Origin of the sequence: Halomonas sp. SCS19 (assembly GCF_040147015.1) — a bacterium.
GTDB lineage: Bacteria > Pseudomonadota > Gammaproteobacteria > Pseudomonadales > Halomonadaceae > Halomonas > Halomonas litopenaei.
Map to the genome: position 1 here is coordinate 2647276 of NZ_JAMSHN010000001.1, position 18709 is coordinate 2665984.

At 62.3% G+C, this 18709-nt stretch carries 16 protein-coding genes; 12 read left to right on the forward strand and 4 right to left on the reverse strand.

Annotation, left to right across the window (positions count from 1 at the left end):
- Nucleotides 1-173 precede the first annotated feature (173 nt).
- The 5 genes from NFH97_RS11635 to NFH97_RS11655 are packed head-to-tail and all read left to right on the forward strand — an operon-like array spanning nucleotide 174 to nucleotide 3000.
- Nucleotides 174-548 (forward strand): type IV pilin protein, encoded by a 375-nt coding sequence (locus tag NFH97_RS11635; RefSeq protein WP_162816485.1) that lies wholly within the window; start codon nucleotides 174-176, stop codon nucleotides 546-548.
- Nucleotides 535-1044, forward strand: a complete 510-nt coding sequence (locus tag NFH97_RS11640) for a GspH/FimT family pseudopilin (protein WP_349624838.1) — start codon at nucleotides 535-537, stop codon at nucleotides 1042-1044. The genes NFH97_RS11635 and NFH97_RS11640 overlap by 14 nt, the downstream gene beginning before the upstream one ends.
- Nucleotides 1041-1460 carry a type IV pilus modification protein PilV gene (gene pilV / locus NFH97_RS11645; protein ID WP_253553893.1) on the forward strand — a complete coding sequence of 140 codons (420 nt, stop codon included), beginning with the start codon at nucleotides 1041-1043 and terminating at the stop codon, nucleotides 1458-1460. Before NFH97_RS11640 ends, pilV begins: the two co-directional genes overlap by 4 nt.
- Nucleotides 1457-1939, forward strand: a complete 483-nt coding sequence (locus tag NFH97_RS11650) for a PilW family protein (protein WP_349624839.1) — start codon at nucleotides 1457-1459, stop codon at nucleotides 1937-1939. Before pilV ends, NFH97_RS11650 begins: the two co-directional genes overlap by 4 nt.
- Nucleotides 1936-3000 (forward strand): pilus assembly PilX family protein, encoded by a 1065-nt coding sequence (locus tag NFH97_RS11655; RefSeq protein WP_349624840.1) that lies wholly within the window; start codon nucleotides 1936-1938, stop codon nucleotides 2998-3000. Before NFH97_RS11650 ends, NFH97_RS11655 begins: the two co-directional genes overlap by 4 nt.
- A gap of 109 nt (nucleotides 3001-3109) precedes the next feature.
- On the opposite strand, the gene NFH97_RS11660 is transcribed toward NFH97_RS11655, so the two are convergent.
- On the reverse strand, nucleotides 3110-3730 hold the full coding sequence (locus tag NFH97_RS11660; RefSeq protein ID WP_349622996.1) for a GspH/FimT family pseudopilin: 621 nt from the start codon (nucleotides 3728-3730) through the stop codon (nucleotides 3110-3112).
- A gap of 87 nt (nucleotides 3731-3817) precedes the next feature.
- On the opposite strand from NFH97_RS11660, the gene thiO reads away from it, so the two are divergent.
- Complete coding sequence (gene thiO, locus NFH97_RS11665) at nucleotides 3818-4924, forward strand: glycine oxidase ThiO (protein ID WP_287165640.1); 1107 nt, start codon at nucleotides 3818-3820, stop codon at nucleotides 4922-4924.
- A 93-nt stretch (nucleotides 4925-5017) separates the two neighbouring features.
- Here thiO and NFH97_RS11670 read toward each other — a convergent pair whose 3' ends face one another.
- Nucleotides 5018-5314: a PP0621 family protein gene (locus NFH97_RS11670; RefSeq protein ID WP_108133534.1), complete on the reverse strand. Its 297-nt coding sequence runs from the start codon at nucleotides 5312-5314 to the stop codon at nucleotides 5018-5020.
- A gap of 98 nt (nucleotides 5315-5412) precedes the next feature.
- Here NFH97_RS11670 and NFH97_RS11675 point away from each other — a divergent pair, with 98 nt between their 5' ends.
- The 3 genes from NFH97_RS11675 (at nucleotide 5413) to NFH97_RS11685 (ending at nucleotide 10949) form a co-directional block, all read left to right on the forward strand.
- Nucleotides 5413-7044 (forward strand): NAD+ synthase, encoded by a 1632-nt coding sequence (locus NFH97_RS11675; protein WP_213230469.1) that lies wholly within the window; start codon nucleotides 5413-5415, stop codon nucleotides 7042-7044.
- Between the two features lie 715 nt (nucleotides 7045-7759).
- Nucleotides 7760-9085 carry an ABC transporter substrate-binding protein gene (locus NFH97_RS11680; RefSeq protein WP_249743014.1) on the forward strand — a complete coding sequence of 442 codons (1326 nt, stop codon included), beginning with the start codon at nucleotides 7760-7762 and terminating at the stop codon, nucleotides 9083-9085.
- Nucleotides 9086-9182: 97 nt separating this feature from the next.
- A complete protein-coding gene (locus tag NFH97_RS11685) occupies nucleotides 9183-10949 on the forward strand; it encodes a purine-cytosine permease family protein (RefSeq protein WP_108133538.1) in 1767 nt (588 codons plus the stop codon).
- Nucleotides 10950-11197: 248 nt separating this feature from the next.
- Here NFH97_RS11685 and NFH97_RS11690 read toward each other — a convergent pair whose 3' ends face one another.
- Entirely contained in the window at nucleotides 11198-12016 is an 819-nt protein-coding gene (locus NFH97_RS11690) for an outer membrane protein assembly factor BamD (RefSeq protein WP_045994250.1), read from the reverse strand.
- Nucleotides 12017-12181: 165 nt separating this feature from the next.
- Here NFH97_RS11690 and rluD point away from each other — a divergent pair, with 165 nt between their 5' ends.
- The 3 genes from rluD (at nucleotide 12182) to clpB (ending at nucleotide 16636) form a co-directional block, all read left to right on the forward strand.
- Entirely contained in the window at nucleotides 12182-13141 is a 960-nt protein-coding gene (gene rluD, locus NFH97_RS11695; protein WP_213230473.1) for a 23S rRNA pseudouridine(1911/1915/1917) synthase RluD, read from the forward strand.
- A complete protein-coding gene (gene pgeF, locus NFH97_RS11700; RefSeq protein WP_045994252.1) occupies nucleotides 13138-13893 on the forward strand; it encodes a peptidoglycan editing factor PgeF in 756 nt (251 codons plus the stop codon). Before rluD ends, pgeF begins: the two co-directional genes overlap by 4 nt.
- 160 nt (nucleotides 13894-14053) lie before the next feature.
- Nucleotides 14054-16636 (forward strand): ATP-dependent chaperone ClpB, encoded by a 2583-nt coding sequence (gene clpB, locus NFH97_RS11705; protein WP_349624841.1) that lies wholly within the window; start codon nucleotides 14054-14056, stop codon nucleotides 16634-16636.
- 399 nt (nucleotides 16637-17035) lie between these two features.
- Here clpB and NFH97_RS11710 read toward each other — a convergent pair whose 3' ends face one another.
- Complete coding sequence (locus NFH97_RS11710; protein ID WP_348814887.1) at nucleotides 17036-18412, reverse strand: sugar porter family MFS transporter; 1377 nt, start codon at nucleotides 18410-18412, stop codon at nucleotides 17036-17038.
- Between the last annotated feature and the right edge of the window lie 297 nt (nucleotides 18413-18709).

Below are 18709 nucleotides of genomic sequence, written 5' to 3' on the forward strand. Positions count from 1 at the left end.
CATGGCGGACGTGCGACATACTCGAAGGGAAAACGAGCCGGAGAAGCCCGATGCAGGGAATACGAAAAACGCGAGGCTCAATTTACGCAGAGACGCGCTGGGATGAGCATGGATTCAGTGAGCTGGACCAGAAAGTCAGTGCCGCTTCGACACGGGCTTCGTCACCAGGCCCGATGGAGCGTCAGGGCGGTTTCACCCTGATCGAACTGTTGCTGTGCATCGCCATCATCGGTCTGCTGGCGTCGGTGGCCTACCCCATGTACACCGAGCATCTACGCGAGACCCGTGTCGCCGATGGCCGCGCCTTGTTGATGACAACCGCCTCGTCGCTGGAACGCTGCTACAGCCGTGACCAGGCCTATGATATCGCCGCCTGTGACGGGCTTGAGCGACCGTCGGAGTCCGGTTTCTACCAACTGTCGGTGGAACGCCACCCAGGACGCTATTTTCTCGAGGCCAGGGCCCTCGACGCCCAGTCGGTGAAGGAAGGCTGCGATAGCCTGACCATGGACCAGACCGGCGAGCGGGCACCAGATGACTGCTGGTAGACGCCAGCGCGGGGTCACCCTGCTGGAGCTGGTCGTCTGCGTCGCGGTGATCGGCCTGATGGCTGCGGTGGCGGTGCCTGGCCTGCACCATTGGCTGGCCGGCGAGCGTCTGGTGGCGGATACCAATCGCCTGGTCGGCGCACTGACCCTGGCACGCACCACCGCCTTGACCCGACGCCAGGAGGTCAGGGTGCTGGTGGTCGACTGCGCGGGACGCTGGCGGCTCGAGGTACTGGCGGGAGACGCGGACGCCGGCGGCTGCCAGTCCACTCCAAGCGCGCATGGCGATGTACTGATGGTCGATGAAGCAGCGCACACTGACGGTACCCGGGTATCGCCCGGTGGGGTCAGCTTCGATCTGATGGGGCGCCTGGATGAGTGCAGTTACGGTAGCCCCTGCCGTTGGCAGCTTCGCGGGACAGGAGGCGAGGGTCGCTGGGTCTCGGTGGAGCCAAGCGGCGTGGTACGTTCCGGCGATGAGGAAGATGCCGCGTGAGACGGCTGCGATCCCAGGCCGGGTTTTCCCTGCTCGAGGCATTGGTGGCGCTGGTGCTGTTGTCGGTGGGACTTTTAGGGGTGGCGGGGATGCAGTTGCGCAGCTTGCAAAGCGCCCATTCCAGTATCCAGAGATCGCTGGCGGACCTGGCCGCCCAGGATGCACGGGAACTGCTGTGGGCAAGCCTGGTGGCCAATGGCGGGTACTGTCCTGAAGGTGTGCCCGAGAGCCTTTCCCGAGAGCACTGGCGCGAGCACTGGGCCGATTTCCTTCCCGGTCTCATTGCCCTGGACGAGGCGGTGATCGCGCGGGACGACTGCGCCTTCGAGCTGCGTATCGGCTGGAAGGACGAGCGCTTCACCGAACCTAGCCTGTTTCAGTACTGGGTCAAGTTGCCCGCTCGGAAAGCACCATGAGTCCGCACCGCGTCCTTTCCCCAGGCAAGTCGTTGCATCGCCAGCGCGGCGTGTCGCTGGTCGAACTGATGGTGGCCATGGTCGTCGGCAGCCTGGTGATCCTGGCTGCGGGCTCGCTGTTTCAGGAGGTCAACGCCAATGCGCGCGAGGTGCTGCGCCTGGCTGATCGCCAGGCGGTCCTGAGCTACGCCCTCGATACCATCACCGCGGCGGTGCGCCGGGGCGACGCCTCCCCCGGCGATTACGTGCTGCGCCCGGCGCCAGATGGCGAGTCCTGTACGCTGCACGAGGTCGACAGCGGCGAGCCTCTGGTCGATGGCCTGGCCTACGATGGTTCCTGCGAGGACGATCAGGTGCTGGAAGATCTGGGTGGGGGACTCTATCGCATCACCCTGAACCTGCCCCACGCCAGTACACCGATCCGGCTGCACGCGGTGGATCGTCTCCAGGCCGTGTCCGCGGCGGAGAATGCCGAATGAAGGCGCCAGCGAGGCAGCGAGGCGCGGCACTATTGGTGGTGCTGTCGCTGGTAGCGATCGCCTCGGTGGTGGCCATGGCCGGGGTCAAGTCGGCGCTGGTGGACGAACGCCTGGCCGGCAATATGCGCGCCATGGCCCAGGCCCAGATGGCGGCGGATTGGGGCGGGGCCGAGAGGCTAAGTGAAACGCCTGAATCGAGCGGATTGTCAGCATGTGAGGTGGCCCGCGACAAGGCCTTTGATGGACAACTGATGGCTGGCTGGTCGGACGTACTCCCGATATCCGATAGCGAGACGATCGGCTATCGTTATATGGATTGTGTGTATCAGGCAACTCCAGTGCAGTTGATCAGGGGCCAGGTCAGTGATGGCGAGCAGGTTGTTGCACAACATTTCATAATGATTGGTAATAAGGCGACAGGCGATGGTATTTCTTCACTGCCTATCCCTGAGCAATGCCAACTCGGCTCTGCCGGAGCATTCAATATTCAAACTCCGGATGGAGTTTGGGCTCCCGTGGATTATGACTGCACAATCGATGTGGATTCCGTGTGTATGGATCAGCCTGTGCCCTGCGACGCCAAGATTGGCTCCCTGGCGATGATTGATGACCGTATCAAGGAGCTCGAGGAGCAAATGACGGATGATAGTTTTGACGATCTAGGGTGTGCGAGGCTGGAAGAAACTCTTTTTTGCTCAATCGATCAGGAATTTGATGGTGAGTTGGTCTTGTCGGAATATGCTCCGGTAGAAACTGTAGTAGTAAAGGGATCTGCGGACGTGATTCTTGCTGAAGGACATTACGAGAGTTCTATAGTTACATCCGAGAAATTGTCTGTTGCCATGGAAGGGGATGTGACTCTTGAAGGGAACTTGATCAGTGGAAATCAGCTGATGGTTGGCGATGCCAACCTGAATAATGGACGATTGCTCTTGGAAGGCCAGGCAATTGGTGTGGGTAGCGCTGTTGTTTATATGGACGTGCAGATTGACCCAGAAATGGCAGGTGACGATTCTGATGGGGGGGCTATCTGGATTGATGGTGGGGGCAGTGGCTTGTAACCGGAGTAAAGAGAAAGATGTTTTTACTGAATAGTGAAATTTGTCTGCGAGGTATATATGAAAGATCGTATTACAGTTCACATATTTCGATCATATATTTAGTTTTATATTAGTCCACAAGGTTTCCGCAGTTGATCTGTGCGGGCAAATTGACGCGCACTCGGCCGTAGTTGCTGAGCACCAGCCTTGCTCCGGTGTTATCTTTCGCGCAGACCTCAAAGGTCCCGTTATGTCCACTGGCGCGTCCATTGGCCAGAAAACGCACCGGCTTTGCATCCTCGCGAAAATCGATGCTTGAGAGCCGGCTTGGCGCAAAGACATGAAGTGTCGCTCCCTCCCAGCTCGGCGCTCCCGCCTTGATCAACAGCTTCCCCCTCCAGTCCTCGCCGCAGTGCACGCCGTCGTCGCTCGGGCACAGGGTGACGGGTCTTGCCCGGGTGATGGCCGTGCCCCGGGCCAGCATCAGGGCGCCTTCTAGTCGCGAAAGCTCGCTGGCGATATCCTGTCGGGCGGCCATTGCCCGGTAGCCCGGCAGGGCCACGCTGGTCAGAAGGCCTACAATAGCCACCACCAGCAACAGCTCCAGCAAGGTAGTTCCGGACTGGCGGAAAGCGATTCGATGAGGTTCGGGATGGCAAGACTTGGGACGGTAAGGTTCGGGGTGGTGAGGTGTGTGCCAGTAAGCTCGGGACATGCAGACATGACGGGGGCGTCGGGCGTCGTCGTCCATGGCGAACGCTTCCTTGTGGTTGTTGTTTGAATTCGGGGTTCCTTGAGCCTAGCTCGGAGAAGGGAGAGCAGACGTTGGAGAAGCGCTTTGAGTGATTTCCTGGTGATTGGCGGCGGCGTCATAGGGCTGATGACGACACTGCAACTGGCCGATGCCGGTCACAGTGTGACGGTGGTAGAGCGAGGCGGCTGCGGTAGCGAGGCCTCCTGGGCCGGGGGCGGGATCGTCTCGCCACTTTATCCCTGGCGCTACAGCTCGCCGGTATCGCGCCTGGCGAGCTGGTCGGAGGGGGCCTACCCCGAACTGGCCCTGCGCCTGCTGGAGGAGACCGGGGTCGACCCGGAGTATCGTCAGAAAGGGCTTCTCTACCTGAGGGTGGATGACGAAGCGCGCGCACTCGAGTGGGCGCGGGAGGTTGGCAAGCCGCTGTCGCGGGTAGGCGCTGAAGTGATCCGCCGAAAGGAACCCAATGCCCGCCGCGATATCGACGAGGCGCTGTGGATGCCGACCCTGGGCAGCATTCGTAACCCCCGTCTGATGCGCGCGCTGAGGTCCCGACTGGAAGACATGACGTCGGTGACGTTGCGCGAGCAATGCACGGTCACCGGGTTCGAGCGGCAAGGGGAGCGGGTGGCGGTGGTGAACACCGACCAGGGCAACCTCAGTGCCGATCAGGTGGTGATCTGTGCCGGCGCCTGGTCGGCGGGGCTTGCCGACATGGCCGGGCTCGATCTGCCGGTACGCCCGGTCAAGGGTCAGATGATTCTGTTCAAGGCACCACCCGGACTGGTCGAGCGGGTGGTGCTGATGGATGGACGCTACGTGATTCCTCGCGGCGACGGGCGGGTCCTGGCCGGCTCCACCCTGGAAGACGCCGGGTTCGACAAGGGCACCGACGACGACGCCCGCAGCTCACTATGGCATAGCGCTACCGCCATCATTCCGGCATTGGCCGACTGCGAGATCGAGCACCACTGGGCCGGACTGAGGCCCGGATCACCGGACGGGGTGCCTTATATCGGCCAGGCCCCCGGCTGGGACAACCTGCACGTCAACGCCGGGCACTACCGCAATGGGCTGGTGCTGGCGCCGGCCTCGACGCGCCTGCTGGTGGATCAACTGCTGGGAAGAGAGCCGATCATTGATCCCGCGCCCTATCGGTTGCAAGGACGTGTGGAAGAGCGCCCAAGCTGACCGGGAGTGAGGCGATCGAAGCAGGGGCAGGGTGAGGTAGCAATGGGCAGCGGGGCGTCGGTCAACTGGGCGTCGGCGTGACTGTCGGGGCGTTTAACGCCCCTGGGTGTCATCGCCGTTATCGCCGTCAGCATCGTCGCCTTGGCGGCTTTCGGTGATGAACTTGTCACGATGGTCACCGCAGCAGAACCACTCGCCCTTTTCGCGCAGGGCGTCCTGCTCGGGCAGGTGTACCTTGCACCAGGTGCAGCGCACCATTTTTCCTCCCTCATGGGAGGTGGGGCCTTGATCCTGCTGCTCAAACTTCCACTCGCGGTACATGCGATAAAGCTTGAGCCCGGCAAAGAACACCACGGCGAAGATCAGAAGGCGGATTATCAAGAGGTTCATCCTTACTCCACACGGATTGGAGGCGGCCTTTGCCTGTTGGCGGCCCTTGCGGGACAATGGGGGCTGATCCCCCCGATTCTCGAGAGATTTCTCCGCTCATGCAAGACCTGACTCTGGTGATGGCGCAGCTCGACCCCTTGGTCGGCGACATCCCCGGCAACGCCGACCGGGCCATCGAGACCGTACGCGAGGCTTTCCTCGAGCACGGTGCCGACGTGGTTGTTCTGCCGGAACTGTTCTTGACCGGGTATCCGCCCGAGGACCTGTTGCTGAGGCCGTCGATGGAGACCCGCCTGCGCGAGGCGCGTACCCGCATGGCGGAAAAGATGGTCCGCGACGTCATGGTCATCGTGGGCTATCCCGGCCGTCGCGAGGGCGCGCTGCACAACATGGCCGGCGTGCTCTACAACGGCCAGTGGCTGGATGAGTACGCCAAGCAGGCCCTGCCCAATTATCAGGTATTCGATGAGCAGCGCTACTTCCAGCCCGGAGACACGCCGCTGGTCGTGGAACACAAGGGCGCCAGGCTCGGCATTCTGATCTGCGAGGATATCTGGCAGGAAGCGCCGGTCCGCCAGGCTCGCGACGCCGGTGCCGATATCCTGGTCACCCTCAATGCCTCGCCCTACCACCAGAACAAGCCGGCCGAGCGGCTCGAGCTTCTCGAGCAGCGTGCCAGTGACGTCGGCCTGCCGCTGGTCTATGTCAATCAGATCGGCGGTCAGGATGAGCTGGTGTTCGACGGTGGCTCCTGCTGTGTCGACGCCGTAGGCAAGCTGGCGGTGCAGGCGCCGCACTGGGATATCTGGCTGAGCCCGGTGCACTTCGTCGAGGAGCAGGGCAAGTGGACCCCGCGCCAGGGCGAGGTGGATCTGGACGTGGCGCCGGAGGAAGACCTCTACAGCGCCCTGGTCACCGGTCTGCGTGACTACGTCAACAAGAGTGGGTTCAAGGGCGTGGTGCTGGGGCTGTCTGGCGGCATCGATTCGGCCCTGTCGCTGGCCATCGCGGTGGATGCACTCGGCCCCCAGCGGGTCCATGCGGTGATGATGCCGTATCACTACACCGCCGACATTTCCAAGGAAGACGCCGCCGAGCAGGCCCGTCTGCTTGGGGTCAGCTATGAAGTGATGCCGATCGCGCCCATGGTTGAAGCCTTCATGGACACCCTGGCCGAGAGCTTCGAGGGTACCGAGCGCGATACTACCGAGGAGAATCTCCAGTCGCGCTGTCGCGGTGTGCTGCTGATGGCGCTGTCCAACAAGAAGGGCCTGATGGTCCTGACCACCGGCAACAAGAGCGAGATGGCGGTGGGCTACGCCACCCTCTACGGTGACATGGTCGGTGGTTACAACGCCATCAAGGACGTCTACAAGACTTGGGTGTATCGCCTGGCGCGCTGGCGCAACACCGAGAACCTGGTGATCCCGGAGCGTGTCATCGAGCGTCCGCCCTCGGCGGAACTGGCGCCGGACCAGCAGGACAGTGACTCGCTGCCGGACTATGACACGCTGGACGCCATTCTGGTGCGCTACATCGAAGGCGACATGAGCGCCGAGGCGATCATCGAGGCAGGCTTCAGCGCCGAGGACGTCTACAAGGTGGTCAAGCTGGTGGACCGCTGCGAGTACAAGCGCCGCCAGGCACCGGTAGGCGTGCGCGTGACCCAGCGCGGCTTCGGCCGTGACCGTCGTTATCCTATCGTCAATGGATGGCAACCGGGCCTCTGACGAGACCTGCTTCTTTCCTCTTGTCGGTACCTCACCCGTCGGGCCAGATCGGCTCGGCGGGTGGCGATGTTATGCCCAGCCTTCGCTGTTTGTGACGTCACTTCCCGTCGTTGGTCATGATTTCCCGGGCCGGGATTTCTGTTGCGCTCGCTAGGGCTTGTCTGAAAAGTGCCTGCGCTCGGTAATACGGCGTTAAAAATCGGATCAAAATGCTCATTTACACCCCGTAAACTGCGCTTTCTCACCGATTTTTGCCTTGTCTAACCTTCGCTCGTCGACTTTTCGGACAGCGCCTAAAGCCCCGCGACCATTAGATGGTATTTTCTTTGATGCGTACGCCGTTTTTACACGGTGATCGACGTCACTTTGCATATTCGTCGGAAGAGATGATTTAAGCCTTCATGACTGAAGCGCCAATAGGCATCGTAAAGGTAATGGAGAAGAGTGCGCTGATAGGTGTAGGCGATATCGCAGTTCTTGCTGAACTAGTATGGTTGTTGGCAGTGGGATAACCGAAGAACTCTTCCTTATCTTTGTTTTCTCATGGTTTTTTTGAATCATATATGCCTAATTAAATTAATTTGTAATGGTGATTTCTGGGTGTGTTTAGACCAATGTCCCGGTAAATAAAGCGCGACATTTCAATGTTGGGACGACGCCATGGTGCTAAGGTTTTTTAGAACAGGAACCTATAACGCCGGCAGAGGGAGCGCGAATGATGACGTCCTTTCGAGTTAAAACCGCTTGTGCGCTGGTAATGGGGGGTGGGGCGGTGTTTGCCCAGCATGGCGTGGCTGCCGAGTTGACCATTGCCACGGTGGATAACCGGGACATGCTGCGGATGCGAGAGCTGAGCGAGGACTTTGTCGCGGGGAATTCCGATATTCAGCTCAACTGGGTGACGTTGGACGAGAGTACGCTGCGCCAGCAGGTCACCACCGATATCGCCACCTCCGGGGGGCGCTTCGACATCGTTACCATCGGCACCTACGAAGCCCCCATCTGGGCGGAACGTGGCTGGCTCGTACCCATCGCCGACATGCCTGGCGACTACCAGCCCGAGGATCTGCTGCCCACCGTGCGCCAGGCGCTGTCTTATCAGGATGTTCTCTACGCGGCTCCCTTCTATGCGGAGTCCGCCTTCACCATGTACCGCACGGACCTGTTCGAGGATGCGGGCCTGAGCATGCCCAGGGCGCCGAGCTGGGACTTTCTGGCACAGGCGGCAGAAAAGCTCTCGGACTCCGATGAACACTACGGCATCTGCCTGCGGGGCAAGCCGGGGTGGGGCGAGAACATGGCCCTGTTGACCGCCATGGCCAACGCCTTCGGCGGTCGCTGGTTCGATGAAGAGTGGCAGCCACAGCTCGAGGGAGGTGGCTGGCGTGATGCGCTGGATCTCTATCTGACTTTGTTGGGAGAGTACGGCCCGCCGAATCCGGAAGACAACGGCTACAACGAGAATCTCGCGCTGTTTCAACAGGGCAAGTGCGGCATCTGGGTGGATGCCACCGTGGCCGCATCCGCGGTGACCGATCCCGAGGCCTCCGAGGTCGCCGATCGCGTGGGATTCGCTCTGGCTCCTGATAACGGACTGGACAAGCGCAGCAATTGGCTGTGGGCCTGGGCGCTCGCAATTCCCACCAGTTCCGAGCAGAGCGAGGCGGCCAAGCGCTTTGTCGCCTGGGCCACCTCCCGGGGCTATCAGGAACTGGTGGCCGAGCGAGAGGGCTGGTCCCAGGTGCCGCCGGGGACCCGTGCTTCGCTTTACGACAATCCGAGTTACCGCGAGGCCGCGCCCTACAGTGAGCTGGTGCTGGAATCGTTGAGAAGCGCCAATCCGGATGACCCGACGGTACAGGCGGTGCCCTATCGAGGCGTTCAGTACGTGGCGATCCCCGCTTTTCAGGGTATCGGTACGGCGGTGGGTAACCGCTTCGCCAAGGCGTTGGCCGGAGACATCTCCGCCGAGGAAGCCATCGAAGATGCTCAGTGGGTCACCGAGAAGGTGACCGAGCAGGCACGCTTTGCTCAGCAGTAGTGGCGATCGGCTCCTCGAAGGAAGCCGGCGGAACGGGTGAGCCCGCAGGTGCGACGTTCACCCGCAAGCGAGATGAGTGACACACAAGGAGGCGCCCATGGCGACATCCGGATTTGACCCGCAGCAATCTCTAGACAGCGTCGACGATGAACAGCTGCCGGTTCCGCCCCACAAGCAGCACGGTGCCAAGCACTTTCTCGGACTGTATGCCGCAGAACACGTGGCCGCGACCGAGTTCGTGATCGGTGCCACCTTCGTCGGCCTCGGTGCCGGCATCTGGGACATTCTGATCGGTCTGGTCATCGGCAACACCCTGGCGATACTGAGTTTCACCCTGATCACCGCACCGATCGCCGTCGGCACCCGGCTCAGTCTTTTCGCCTACCTGGAACGCATCGCCGGTAACGTCATGGCGAAGCTCTACAACGGCGCCAATGTGGTGATCTTTGCTGCCATCTCGGCGGCCATGATCACGGTCTCTGCTACCGCGGTGCGGGTGCTTTTCGATGTGCCACCTCAGGTGGCGCCCTATCCCACCGACATGGCCTTCGTCATCATCGCCTTTGCCGTAGGGGCCATCGTGGTGCTGGTCGCGGCCTTTGGCTTCAACGCCCTGAGCGAGTTCGCCAGCATCTGTGCACCCTGGCTGATGGTGATGTTCACCGCCGGCGGCATGGTATTGATACCGGCGCTGTCGGAGTCGGTCACCGGTTTTACCACCTTGACGAGTTTTTCGGATTTCGTCGCCATCGCCAGTGCCAGCGTATTCACCGGCATCAACGCCGATGGCGAACCGGGGATCGGGCTGTGGGAGGTCATTGGCTTCGCCTGGGCCGCCAATACCTTCGCCCACTTCGGTCTGATCGACATGGCGCTTCTGCGCTATGCCCGCAAGAAGCGCTACGCCCTGGCCACCAGTACCGGCATGATGTTCGGCCACTATGTAGCCTGGATCTCGGCGGGCCTGATGGGGGCGGCCACCGCCGCCACCATGAAGCTCAGTATCCTGGTGGTCGACCCCGGCGATGTGGCGTTCTACGCGTTAGGAATGTCCGGCTTCGTGATCGTGATCGTGGCCGGCTGGACCACGGCGAATTCCAACCTGTACCGCGCCGGTCTGGCCGCCCAGGCGCTGATGCCCGAGGTCAAGCGCTGGAAGGTGACCATGCTGGTGGGGCTCGGGGTGATGGGCGCGAGCTGTTTCCCCTTCGTCTACCGCAGCATGTTGCCGCTGCTGACTTACGCCGGCCTGATCCTGGTGCCGGTGGGCGGCATCGCCTTTGCCGAGTACCAGCTGTTCCCGCGGCTCGGCATGACCCGCTACTGGGCCAACTTCAAGGGCCTTGCCGACAACCGGCCGGCGATCGCCAGCTGGGGTATCTCGCTGATCTTCGGTTTTGGGCTCAATGTCCTCGACGTGATGCCGTTCTACTACCTGTTCCTGCCGACCTGGTTTGTGTCGATCCTGGTCTACGTGGTGCTGGCGCGAAGGGCCGGTGCCTGTGAGGCCTATCCAGAGAAGGAAAAGGCCCAGCAGGAGTTCAACGAGCGGGTGGTCGAACATCACCGGCGCAAGGCGGCGGAAAAGTACCGCGAAGGCGTGGAGGACAAGACACTGCTATCCAAGGGCATCAAGGTGATGTGGGGGATCGTTGGACTGGGTGTGCCAGCGGTGCTGGCCTGGCGGGTGATGTTTGAAAGCCCCGACCTGTATCAGTACTACGTTAATCGTGAGCTGTTCTACGACATCACCATCTGGTGCACGGTTATCTACTTCGTCTTCGCCTACTGGGGCCTGCAGCGCTCCAAGCAGTTCAAGCGTCGGGAGCCCGAGGGCACACCGTCCCAGGCATCGACAGGTTGAGTAGAAGCAGAAAATAGCCGGAGCCTGGCCTGCGGTGGACGCCAAGGGCAGCCACAGGCCAGCGACGGCGGAAGGACGGTGGATCGCAGCCCTGGAGCGTCAATATGGGAGCTGAACGAAGATAAAAGAAGCGAAGCGCAGAGCGAATGACAGCAAGCGCTGCAACAAGAAGGGGCCGCCCATGGGCAGCCCCTTCTCCTTTCATTGGCCAGCCGGCAACCTCACGGCACCGCCTGCCTTGCGGTCGTTCAGGCGCTCAGTGGGGCGCCGTCGACGTACTTGGGTTCGAAGCGACGACCGTTGAGGCGCTCGTTGTCCGGGTCGTTCTCGATCAGCACCTGCAGCGTCTCGCTGGCGCGATCACGCAGGCCCATGCCGAGGTAGCCTTCGACCATCACCGCCAGGGCGTCGCGGGTAGCCTCGGCCTGGGGGTAGTTCTCCAACACCCAGCGACCCCGCTGCACGGCGGCCATGTAGGCCTTCTTGCGCAGGTAGAAGTCGGCCACATGCAGCTCTTGCTGGGCCAGCAGGTTGCGCAGGTAGATGATGCGCTGTTGCGCGTCCGGGGCGTACGGACTGTCCGGATAGCGGGTGATCAGGTCGGTAAAGTCGGTGTAGGCGTCTCGGGTAGCGCCGAGGTCCCGCTCCGAGATATCGATGACCTTGAGCGACTCCAGGCTGAAACGACCGGCCTGCCAGGCGGCCAGCCCGCGCATGTAGTAGGCGTAGTCGACCTGCGCATGGTTGGGGTGCAGGCGAATGAAGCGGCTGGCGGCGGCCCGGGCGGCTTCCCAGTCATCCATCTCGTAGTAGGTATAGATGAGTTCGAGCTGGGCCTGTTCGGCGTAGTCGCCGAAGGGGAAGCGGGTGTCGATGGCTTCCAGGCGGTTCATGGCCGTGGTAAAGCTGCCGTTCTCCAGGGCCTGGCGACCTTCCTGGTAGAGCTGGCGTTCGGTGGCGCCGTCGTAGCGCTCTTCCTCGACGTCGTTGCTGGCGCAGCCGCCGAGTACCGCGCCCATCAACACCAGGGCGCCCAGGCGAGCGGCGGAAGTAGTGAAAACGCGCATCTTGGTCCTCGTGTCAAACAACCCGGGTCGGCCGTGGTAGAATCGGCCGCGATCCGCCCACTATAAAGCACCTTGCCTGGAAACGCAGTCTTCCTGCTGCGGGCCACGTGTTTTGTGCGCGAGTTGCCATCAATCTTCGATCCCCACAGAGAAGTGTTCCGAACCATGTCACAGACCCTCGACGTCCACAGTCGCATTCCCCTCGACATGGCAGGCTATCGCCTGGACCAGGCCGCAGCGGAATTGTTTGCCGACTATTCCCGGGAGCGGTTGAAGGGTTGGATCAAGGACGGTTCCCTGACCCTGGATGGGGCTGCGGCCAAGCCCAAGGACAAGGTCCACGGTGGTGAAAGGCTGGTGCTCAAGGCCCTCATCGAGGATGACACTCGCTTCGAGGCGCAGGATATTCCGCTTGAGGTAGTGTTTGAGGACGACCAGGTACTGGTGGTCAACAAGCCGCCGGGGCTGGTGGTTCACCCCGCTGCGGGCAACCCCGATGGGACCCTGCTCAATGCCTTGCTGCACCACTTTCCCGACGCCGCCACCTTGCCTCGTGCCGGTATCGTGCATCGCCTCGACAAGGACACCAGCGGGCTGATGGTGGTGGCCAAGACCCTGGCCGCCCACGCTGACCTGGTGGCGCAACTGCAGGCGCGTAGCGTGTCGCGGGAGTATGACGCCATCGTGGTGGGCAAGATGACCTCTGGCGGCACCGTGGATGCGCCGATTGGCCGGCATCCCAAGGACCGCAAGCGCCAGGCGGTTACCGCCTCGGGCAAGCCGGCGGTGACCCACTATCGGGTGGTGGAGCGCTTTCGTGCCCATACCCACGTTCGCTGCAAGCTGGAGACCGGCCGTACTCACCAGATTCGCGTGCACATGGCGCACCGACGCTTTCCGTTGATCGGCGACCCGGTTTACGGTGGGCGACTCAAGCTGCCGCCCGGAGCGGGGCCGACGCTCAAGGAAATCCTGCGCGAGTTTCCGCGCCAGGCGCTGCACGCGCGTCGACTGGCCTTCGTCCACCCGAGTCGTGGTGAGGAGGTCAGCTTCCAGGCGCCGCTGCCGGATGACCTGCTGATGCTGCTGGACTTCCTGCGTGACGATGCGGAGACCATGCAATGATCGATGCCCTCGACCTGCGCCCCAGCGTGATCGTGCCCGACTGGCCTGCTCCGGCCAATGTCGGTGCCTTCGTCACCACCCGCGAGACCGGCCCCAGCCAGGGACCCTACGCCGCCTTCAACCCGGCGAGTCACGTCGGCGACAAGCCGGAACATGTGGAGCTTTGTCGGCGCCAGTTGAGCAAGGAACTGGGCGATGAGCGTCCGCTGCTGTGGCTCGATCAGGTCCACGGCGCCAGCGTCCAGCATGGTTTCAGTGACACCATACCCAAGGCCGATGCCTCGGTGGCGACCACCCGTGACTACGCCTGCGTGATACTGACGGCGGACTGTCTGCCGGTGTTCTTCTGTGATCGTGGCGGTGAGCGCGTGGCGCTGGCCCATGCAGGCTGGCGCAGCCTGGCCGGTGGCGTGCTGGAGGCTACCGTGGCCTCCCTGGGCACTGCGCCTGGGGAACTGATGGCCTGGTTGGGGCCGGCGATCTCCAACGCTCAGTTCGAGGTTGGCCCCGAGGTGCGTGAGGCCTTCTGCGGCGTGCACCCCGAGGCAGCCAGCGCCTTTGAACCGAGTCCCTATCGCCTGGGGCACTATATGGCGGACCTTTACAAGCTGGCGCGTCTGCGGCTTGAACGTCTTGGCGTCTCCCACGTCAGCGGCGGGCACTTCTGCACCGCCTGTGAATCACGCTTCTATTCCCATCGTCGTGACGACGGCGTCACCGGGCGCATGGCCAGCGTGATCTGGCTGCGATAGAACGGACTGACGTCGTACTTTTCCCGAGACTCCCCTCTAGACGTGAAACTGCTTCACTAGACTTGAAACGTCCCTAAAGCACCGCCATATCTCTGTCAAGTCACATTGACAGGGTCAAGCGGTGCGTCCGAACGCATCGCCATCCCGAAAGGAGATATCGATGCGTTTTGACAAGTTTACCGCCAAGCTGCAGCAGGCTATCGCCGACGCCCAGTCCCTCGCCGTGGGGCGCGGGCACAATCAGATGGAACCTGCGCACCTGCTGCTGGCGCTGCTCGACAACCGCGACACCGGCGTCAAGGCGCTGGTACAGAAGGCGGGGGGCGACGCCGGTCGGCTGCGTGACGCCCTGGCGGGCCAGATCGACGATCTGCCCCAGGTCGCCCAGTTCGACGGCGAAGTGCAGCCGTCCCGGGATCTGATCAAGCTGTTCAACCTCACCGATGCCGAGGCCCAGAAGCGTGGCGATCAATACATCGCCAGTGAACTGGTACTGCTGGCGGCAATCGCCATGAAGCATGCCGTGGCCAAGGCGCTGACCCAGGCTGGCCTTGCGCGCAAGTCGCTGGAGGGCGCCATCGATAGCGTGCGCGGTGGCCAGAAGGTGGATGACGCCAACGCCGAGGACAGCCGCGAGGCGCTGGAGAAGTACACCCTGGATCTGACCCAGCGGGCCGCCGACGGCAAGCTGGATCCGGTGATCGGGCGTGACGACGAGATCCGTCGCACCATCCAGGTGCTGCAGCGGCGCACCAAGAACAACCCGGTGCTGATCGGCGAGCCCGGCGTCGGCAAGACCGCCATCGTCGAGGGGCTGGCCAGCCGCATCATCAACGGCGAGGTGCCCGAGGGGCTCAAGGACAAGCGCGTGCTGTCGCTGGACATGGGCTCGCTGCTGGCTGGCGCCAAGTTTCGCGGTGAATTCGAGGAGCGCCTGAAGGCGGTGCTCAACGAGCTGTCCCAGGAAGAAGGGCGGGTCATCCTGTTCATCGACGAATTGCACACCATGGTCGGTGCGGGCAAGGCCGAGGGCGCCATGGACGCCGGCAACATGCTCAAGCCGGCGCTGGCCCGGGGTGAGCTGCACTGTGTCGGTGCCACCACCCTGGACGAGTACCGCAAGTACATCGAGAAGGATGCGGCGCTGGAGCGGCGTTTCCAGAAGGTGCAGGTGGACGAGCCCAGCGAGGAAGACACGGTGGCGATCCTGCGTGGCCTCAAGGAGCGCTACGAGGTGCACCACGGCGTCGACATTACCGACGGCGCGATCATCGCGGCGGCCAAGCTGTCGACGCGCTACATCACCGATCGTCAGCTGCCGGACAAGGCCATCGACCTGATCGACGAGGCGTCGTCGCGCATTCGCATGGAGCTCGACTCCAAGCCGGAGGAAATGGACCGTCTGGATCGTCGCCTGATCCAGTTGAAGATGGAGCGCGAGCACCTCAGGAAGGAAACCGACGAGGCCTCACGCAAGCGCCTCGATACCCTTGAGGAACAGATCGGCGAGCTCGAGCGCGAGTACGCCGACCTGGACGAGATCTGGAAGGCCGAGAAGGCCAGCATCCAGGGCGCGGCCCAGTTCAAGGACGAGCTAGACCGGGCACGGGTCGACCTGGAGCAGGCTCGCCGCCAGGGTGACCTGGGGCGGATGTCGGAACTGCAGTACGGGGTGATTCCGGAGCTCGAAAAGAAGATTGCCGAGAGCGGCGATGCCGAGGCGGACACTCGTCACCACAAGCTTTTGCGCTCCAACGTCACCGAGGAGGAAATCGCCGAGGTGGTGTCACGCTGGACCGGCATTCCGGTGGCCAAGATGCTCGAGGGCGAGCGCGACAAGCTCCTGCGCATGGAGGAGGCCCTGCACCAGCGGGTCATCGGTCAGGACGAGGCGGTCACCGCCGTGGCCAACGCGGTGCGGCGCTCCCGCGCGGGCTTGGCCGACCCCAACCGGCCCAACGGCTCCTTCCTGTTTCTCGGCCCGACCGGGGTGGGTAAGACCGAACTGTGCAAGTCGCTGGCCAACTTCCTGTTCGACACCGAGGAAGCCATGGTGCGCATCGACATGTCCGAGTTCATGGAGAAGCACTCGGTGGCGCGGTTGATCGGCGCGCCTCCCGGCTATGTCGGCTATGAAGAAGGCGGCTACCTGACCGAAGCGGTGCGCCGCAAACCCTATTCGGTGCTGCTGCTCGACGAGGTGGAGAAGGCCCACCCGGACGTCTTCAACATCCTGTTGCAGGTGCTGGAGGATGGTCGCCTGACCGACGGCCAGGGGCGCACGGTGGATTTCCGCAACACCGTCATCGTGATGACCTCCAACCTGGCGTCCGACATCATCCAGCAGTTCGGTGGTGACGACGCCGACTACGACAGCATGCGCCAGACGGTGATGGAGGTGGTCGGAAGCCACTTCCGGCCTGAGTTGATCAACCGCATCGATGAAGTGGTGGTGTTCCACGCCCTCGGCCAGGATCAGATCCAGGCGATCGCCGGCATCCAGCTTGAACGTCTGCGCACGCGGTTGGCAGAACACGATCTCGGGCTCACGGTCTCCGACGAGGCGTTGGCACTGTTGGCAGTGGTCGGCTTCGACCCCGTCTATGGCGCTCGTCCGCTCAAGCGCGCCCTGCAGAGCCGGATCGAGAACCCGCTGGCACAGGACCTGCTGGCCGGCAAGTTCAGCGCTGGCGACGTGATCCGCGTGGTCGCCGACGATGGTCAGTTACGTTTCGACCGCTGACCACGGGTCGATCACGCAAGAAGGCCCCTTCATCAAGGAGGGGCCTGATGCCTTCGGCTGGCATTCGTGCATGATGGGTAATTCGAATACCCATTCTCAAGCAAATGGTTAATCGGTCGCTATACTGAAGGTCAGGTTGCGTCCTGTGACCCCCTTGCCCGCCCGGTTCCCCACCCGGCGGGCTTTTTCGTGGCGTTCCTCAAGGCTTGGGCTCTGCCCGAAAGGGCAACGAGCGCGGGCTTATTCTTGCCAAGCCCTAGGGCTTGTCTGAAAAGTGCCTGCGCTCGGTAATACGGCGTTAAAAATCGGATCAAAATGCTCATTTACACCCCGTAAACTGCGCTTTCTCACCGATTTTTGCCTTGTCTAACCTTCGCTCGTCGACTTTTCGGACAGCGCCTAGCGCGTCGCCCGGGCGCCGGACAGGTGCACGCGTCGCAGGCGTACGTTGTCGCCCACCAGGTGCTTTTGCAGTTCCTCGAGACTGACGTTCTTGGTCTCTGGCATCAGGAATATCACGAACACCAGTTGCAGCAGCATCATTATCGCGAAGAAGGCGAACACCGGCCCGCCGCTGAAGGTACCCAGCACCCAGGGCATTACCAGGGTGATCAGCGCAGCGAAGACCCAGTGGATCGAGGCACCGAAGGATTGGCCGCGGGCACGCACGTGGTTGGGGAAGACCTCGGAGATGAACACCCAGATGACCGCACCCTGACTGATGGCATGGGCAGCGATGAACAGTCCCAGCAGCAGCGGGACTTCGAGTCCGCCCAGGGCGTCGGCGAAGAAGGCGCGAGAGATCAGCACCAGCGACACTAGATAGCCGGCCGAGCCGATGAACAGCAGGGTACGGCGGCCGAAGCGGTCGATCAGCGACATCCCGATCATGGTGAAGACCAGGTTGACCAGACCAATGCCGGCGGTGGACAGAAGCGCTGCCTGGCTACCGAGTTCGGCGGCTTCGAGCACCCGGGGGGCATAGTAGATGATGAAGTTGATGCCCGAGAGCTGGTTGAAGAAGGCGATCAGGAAGGCCAGCAGAATCGGCAGACGATAGCGACGCGAGAAGAAGGGGGCCTTGGCGGACGCTTCGTCGGTTTCGGCGGCGCGAATGGCGTTGATCTCGGCGTCGACATCGGCGTCAGGGTTGATCTGGCGAAGTACCTGGCCGGCTTCCTCGATAGCGTTCTTCTTGAGGATGAGCCAGCGCGGACTGCGCGGGACACGGGTAATCATCAGGGTGTAGATCAGTGCAGGGATGGCCTCGATACCCAGCATCCAGCGCCAGGCGTCGTCGCTCATCAGGCTGCCGATCACATAGTTGGAGACGAATGCCATGAGGATGCCGAAGACGATATTGAACTGGTACATGGCGACCAGAAAGCCACGATGGCGCGGCGGGGCGATCTCGGAGATATAGGTGGGGGCCGCCACCGACGAGATGCCGACGCCGATACCGCCGATCAGGCGGAAGAAGGCGAACAGCCAGGGGTCGGACACCACCGCCGAGCCCACCGCGGAGACCAGGTACAGCACACCGATCATCAGCAGGGTGGCGCGCCTTCCCAGCGCATCGGTGGGCCAGTTGCCGAAGATGGCACCGATCACGGTGCCCCAAAGGGCCATGGACATGATCAGCAGGCCATGCTGCAGGTCGCTGAGACCCCACAGCGCCTGGATGGGCTTGTCGGCCCCGGAGATGACCGCGGTGTCGAAGCCGAACAGGAATCCTGCCAGCGCCACGGTGATGGACCATTGCACGATGCGAGACATGTAGTGCTACCTCCTGTGAAGGGGGGCGTTGTTGTGGTTGTCGAAAAGACCTTGTGGTTGTCTAGAGAAATCCTTGGATGAATCGATTCTCTCTTGAGGCGTCAGCGATCCAGATGGCAAGTGTCAGCGACCCGGTTTGAAAGCGTCGGTGAGTCGTTCGCTGATCCTCAGCGGTGCCGGTCAGTCCCGGGGCGGGGCAGAGAGAAACTCTCCTGTCGTCATGCTCCGGCTGTCGTGGCGACTTTCCGCCGCACCCTCTCCATCGGTGTCTGGTAAAGTAAGTGAATCGTGTCACCT

Coding starts and splice junctions, on each gene's coding strand:
- NFH97_RS11635 (WP_162816485.1), top strand. CDS start 174: ATGGAGCGTCAGGGCGGTTTCACCCTGATCGAACTGTTGCTGTGCATC.
- NFH97_RS11640 (WP_349624838.1), top strand. CDS start 535: ATGACTGCTGGTAGACGCCAGCGCGGGGTCACCCTGCTGGAGCTGGTC.
- NFH97_RS11650 (WP_349624839.1), top strand. CDS start 1,457: ATGAGTCCGCACCGCGTCCTTTCCCCAGGCAAGTCGTTGCATCGCCAG.
- NFH97_RS11655 (WP_349624840.1), top strand. CDS start 1,936: ATGAAGGCGCCAGCGAGGCAGCGAGGCGCGGCACTATTGGTGGTGCTG.
- NFH97_RS11660 (WP_349622996.1), bottom strand. CDS start 3,730: ATGGACGACGACGCCCGACGCCCCCGTCATGTCTGCATGTCCCGAGCT.
- NFH97_RS11670 (WP_108133534.1), bottom strand. CDS start 5,314: ATGAACCTCTTGATAATCCGCCTTCTGATCTTCGCCGTGGTGTTCTTT.
- NFH97_RS11675 (WP_213230469.1), top strand. CDS start 5,413: ATGCAAGACCTGACTCTGGTGATGGCGCAGCTCGACCCCTTGGTCGGC.
- NFH97_RS11680 (WP_249743014.1), top strand. CDS start 7,760: ATGATGACGTCCTTTCGAGTTAAAACCGCTTGTGCGCTGGTAATGGGG.
- NFH97_RS11685 (WP_108133538.1), top strand. CDS start 9,183: ATGGCGACATCCGGATTTGACCCGCAGCAATCTCTAGACAGCGTCGAC.
- NFH97_RS11690 (WP_045994250.1), bottom strand. CDS start 12,016: ATGCGCGTTTTCACTACTTCCGCCGCTCGCCTGGGCGCCCTGGTGTTG.
- rluD (WP_213230473.1), top strand. CDS start 12,182: ATGTCACAGACCCTCGACGTCCACAGTCGCATTCCCCTCGACATGGCA.
- pgeF (WP_045994252.1), top strand. CDS start 13,138: ATGATCGATGCCCTCGACCTGCGCCCCAGCGTGATCGTGCCCGACTGG.
- clpB (WP_349624841.1), top strand. CDS start 14,054: ATGCGTTTTGACAAGTTTACCGCCAAGCTGCAGCAGGCTATCGCCGAC.
- NFH97_RS11710 (WP_348814887.1), bottom strand. CDS start 18,412: ATGTCTCGCATCGTGCAATGGTCCATCACCGTGGCGCTGGCAGGATTC.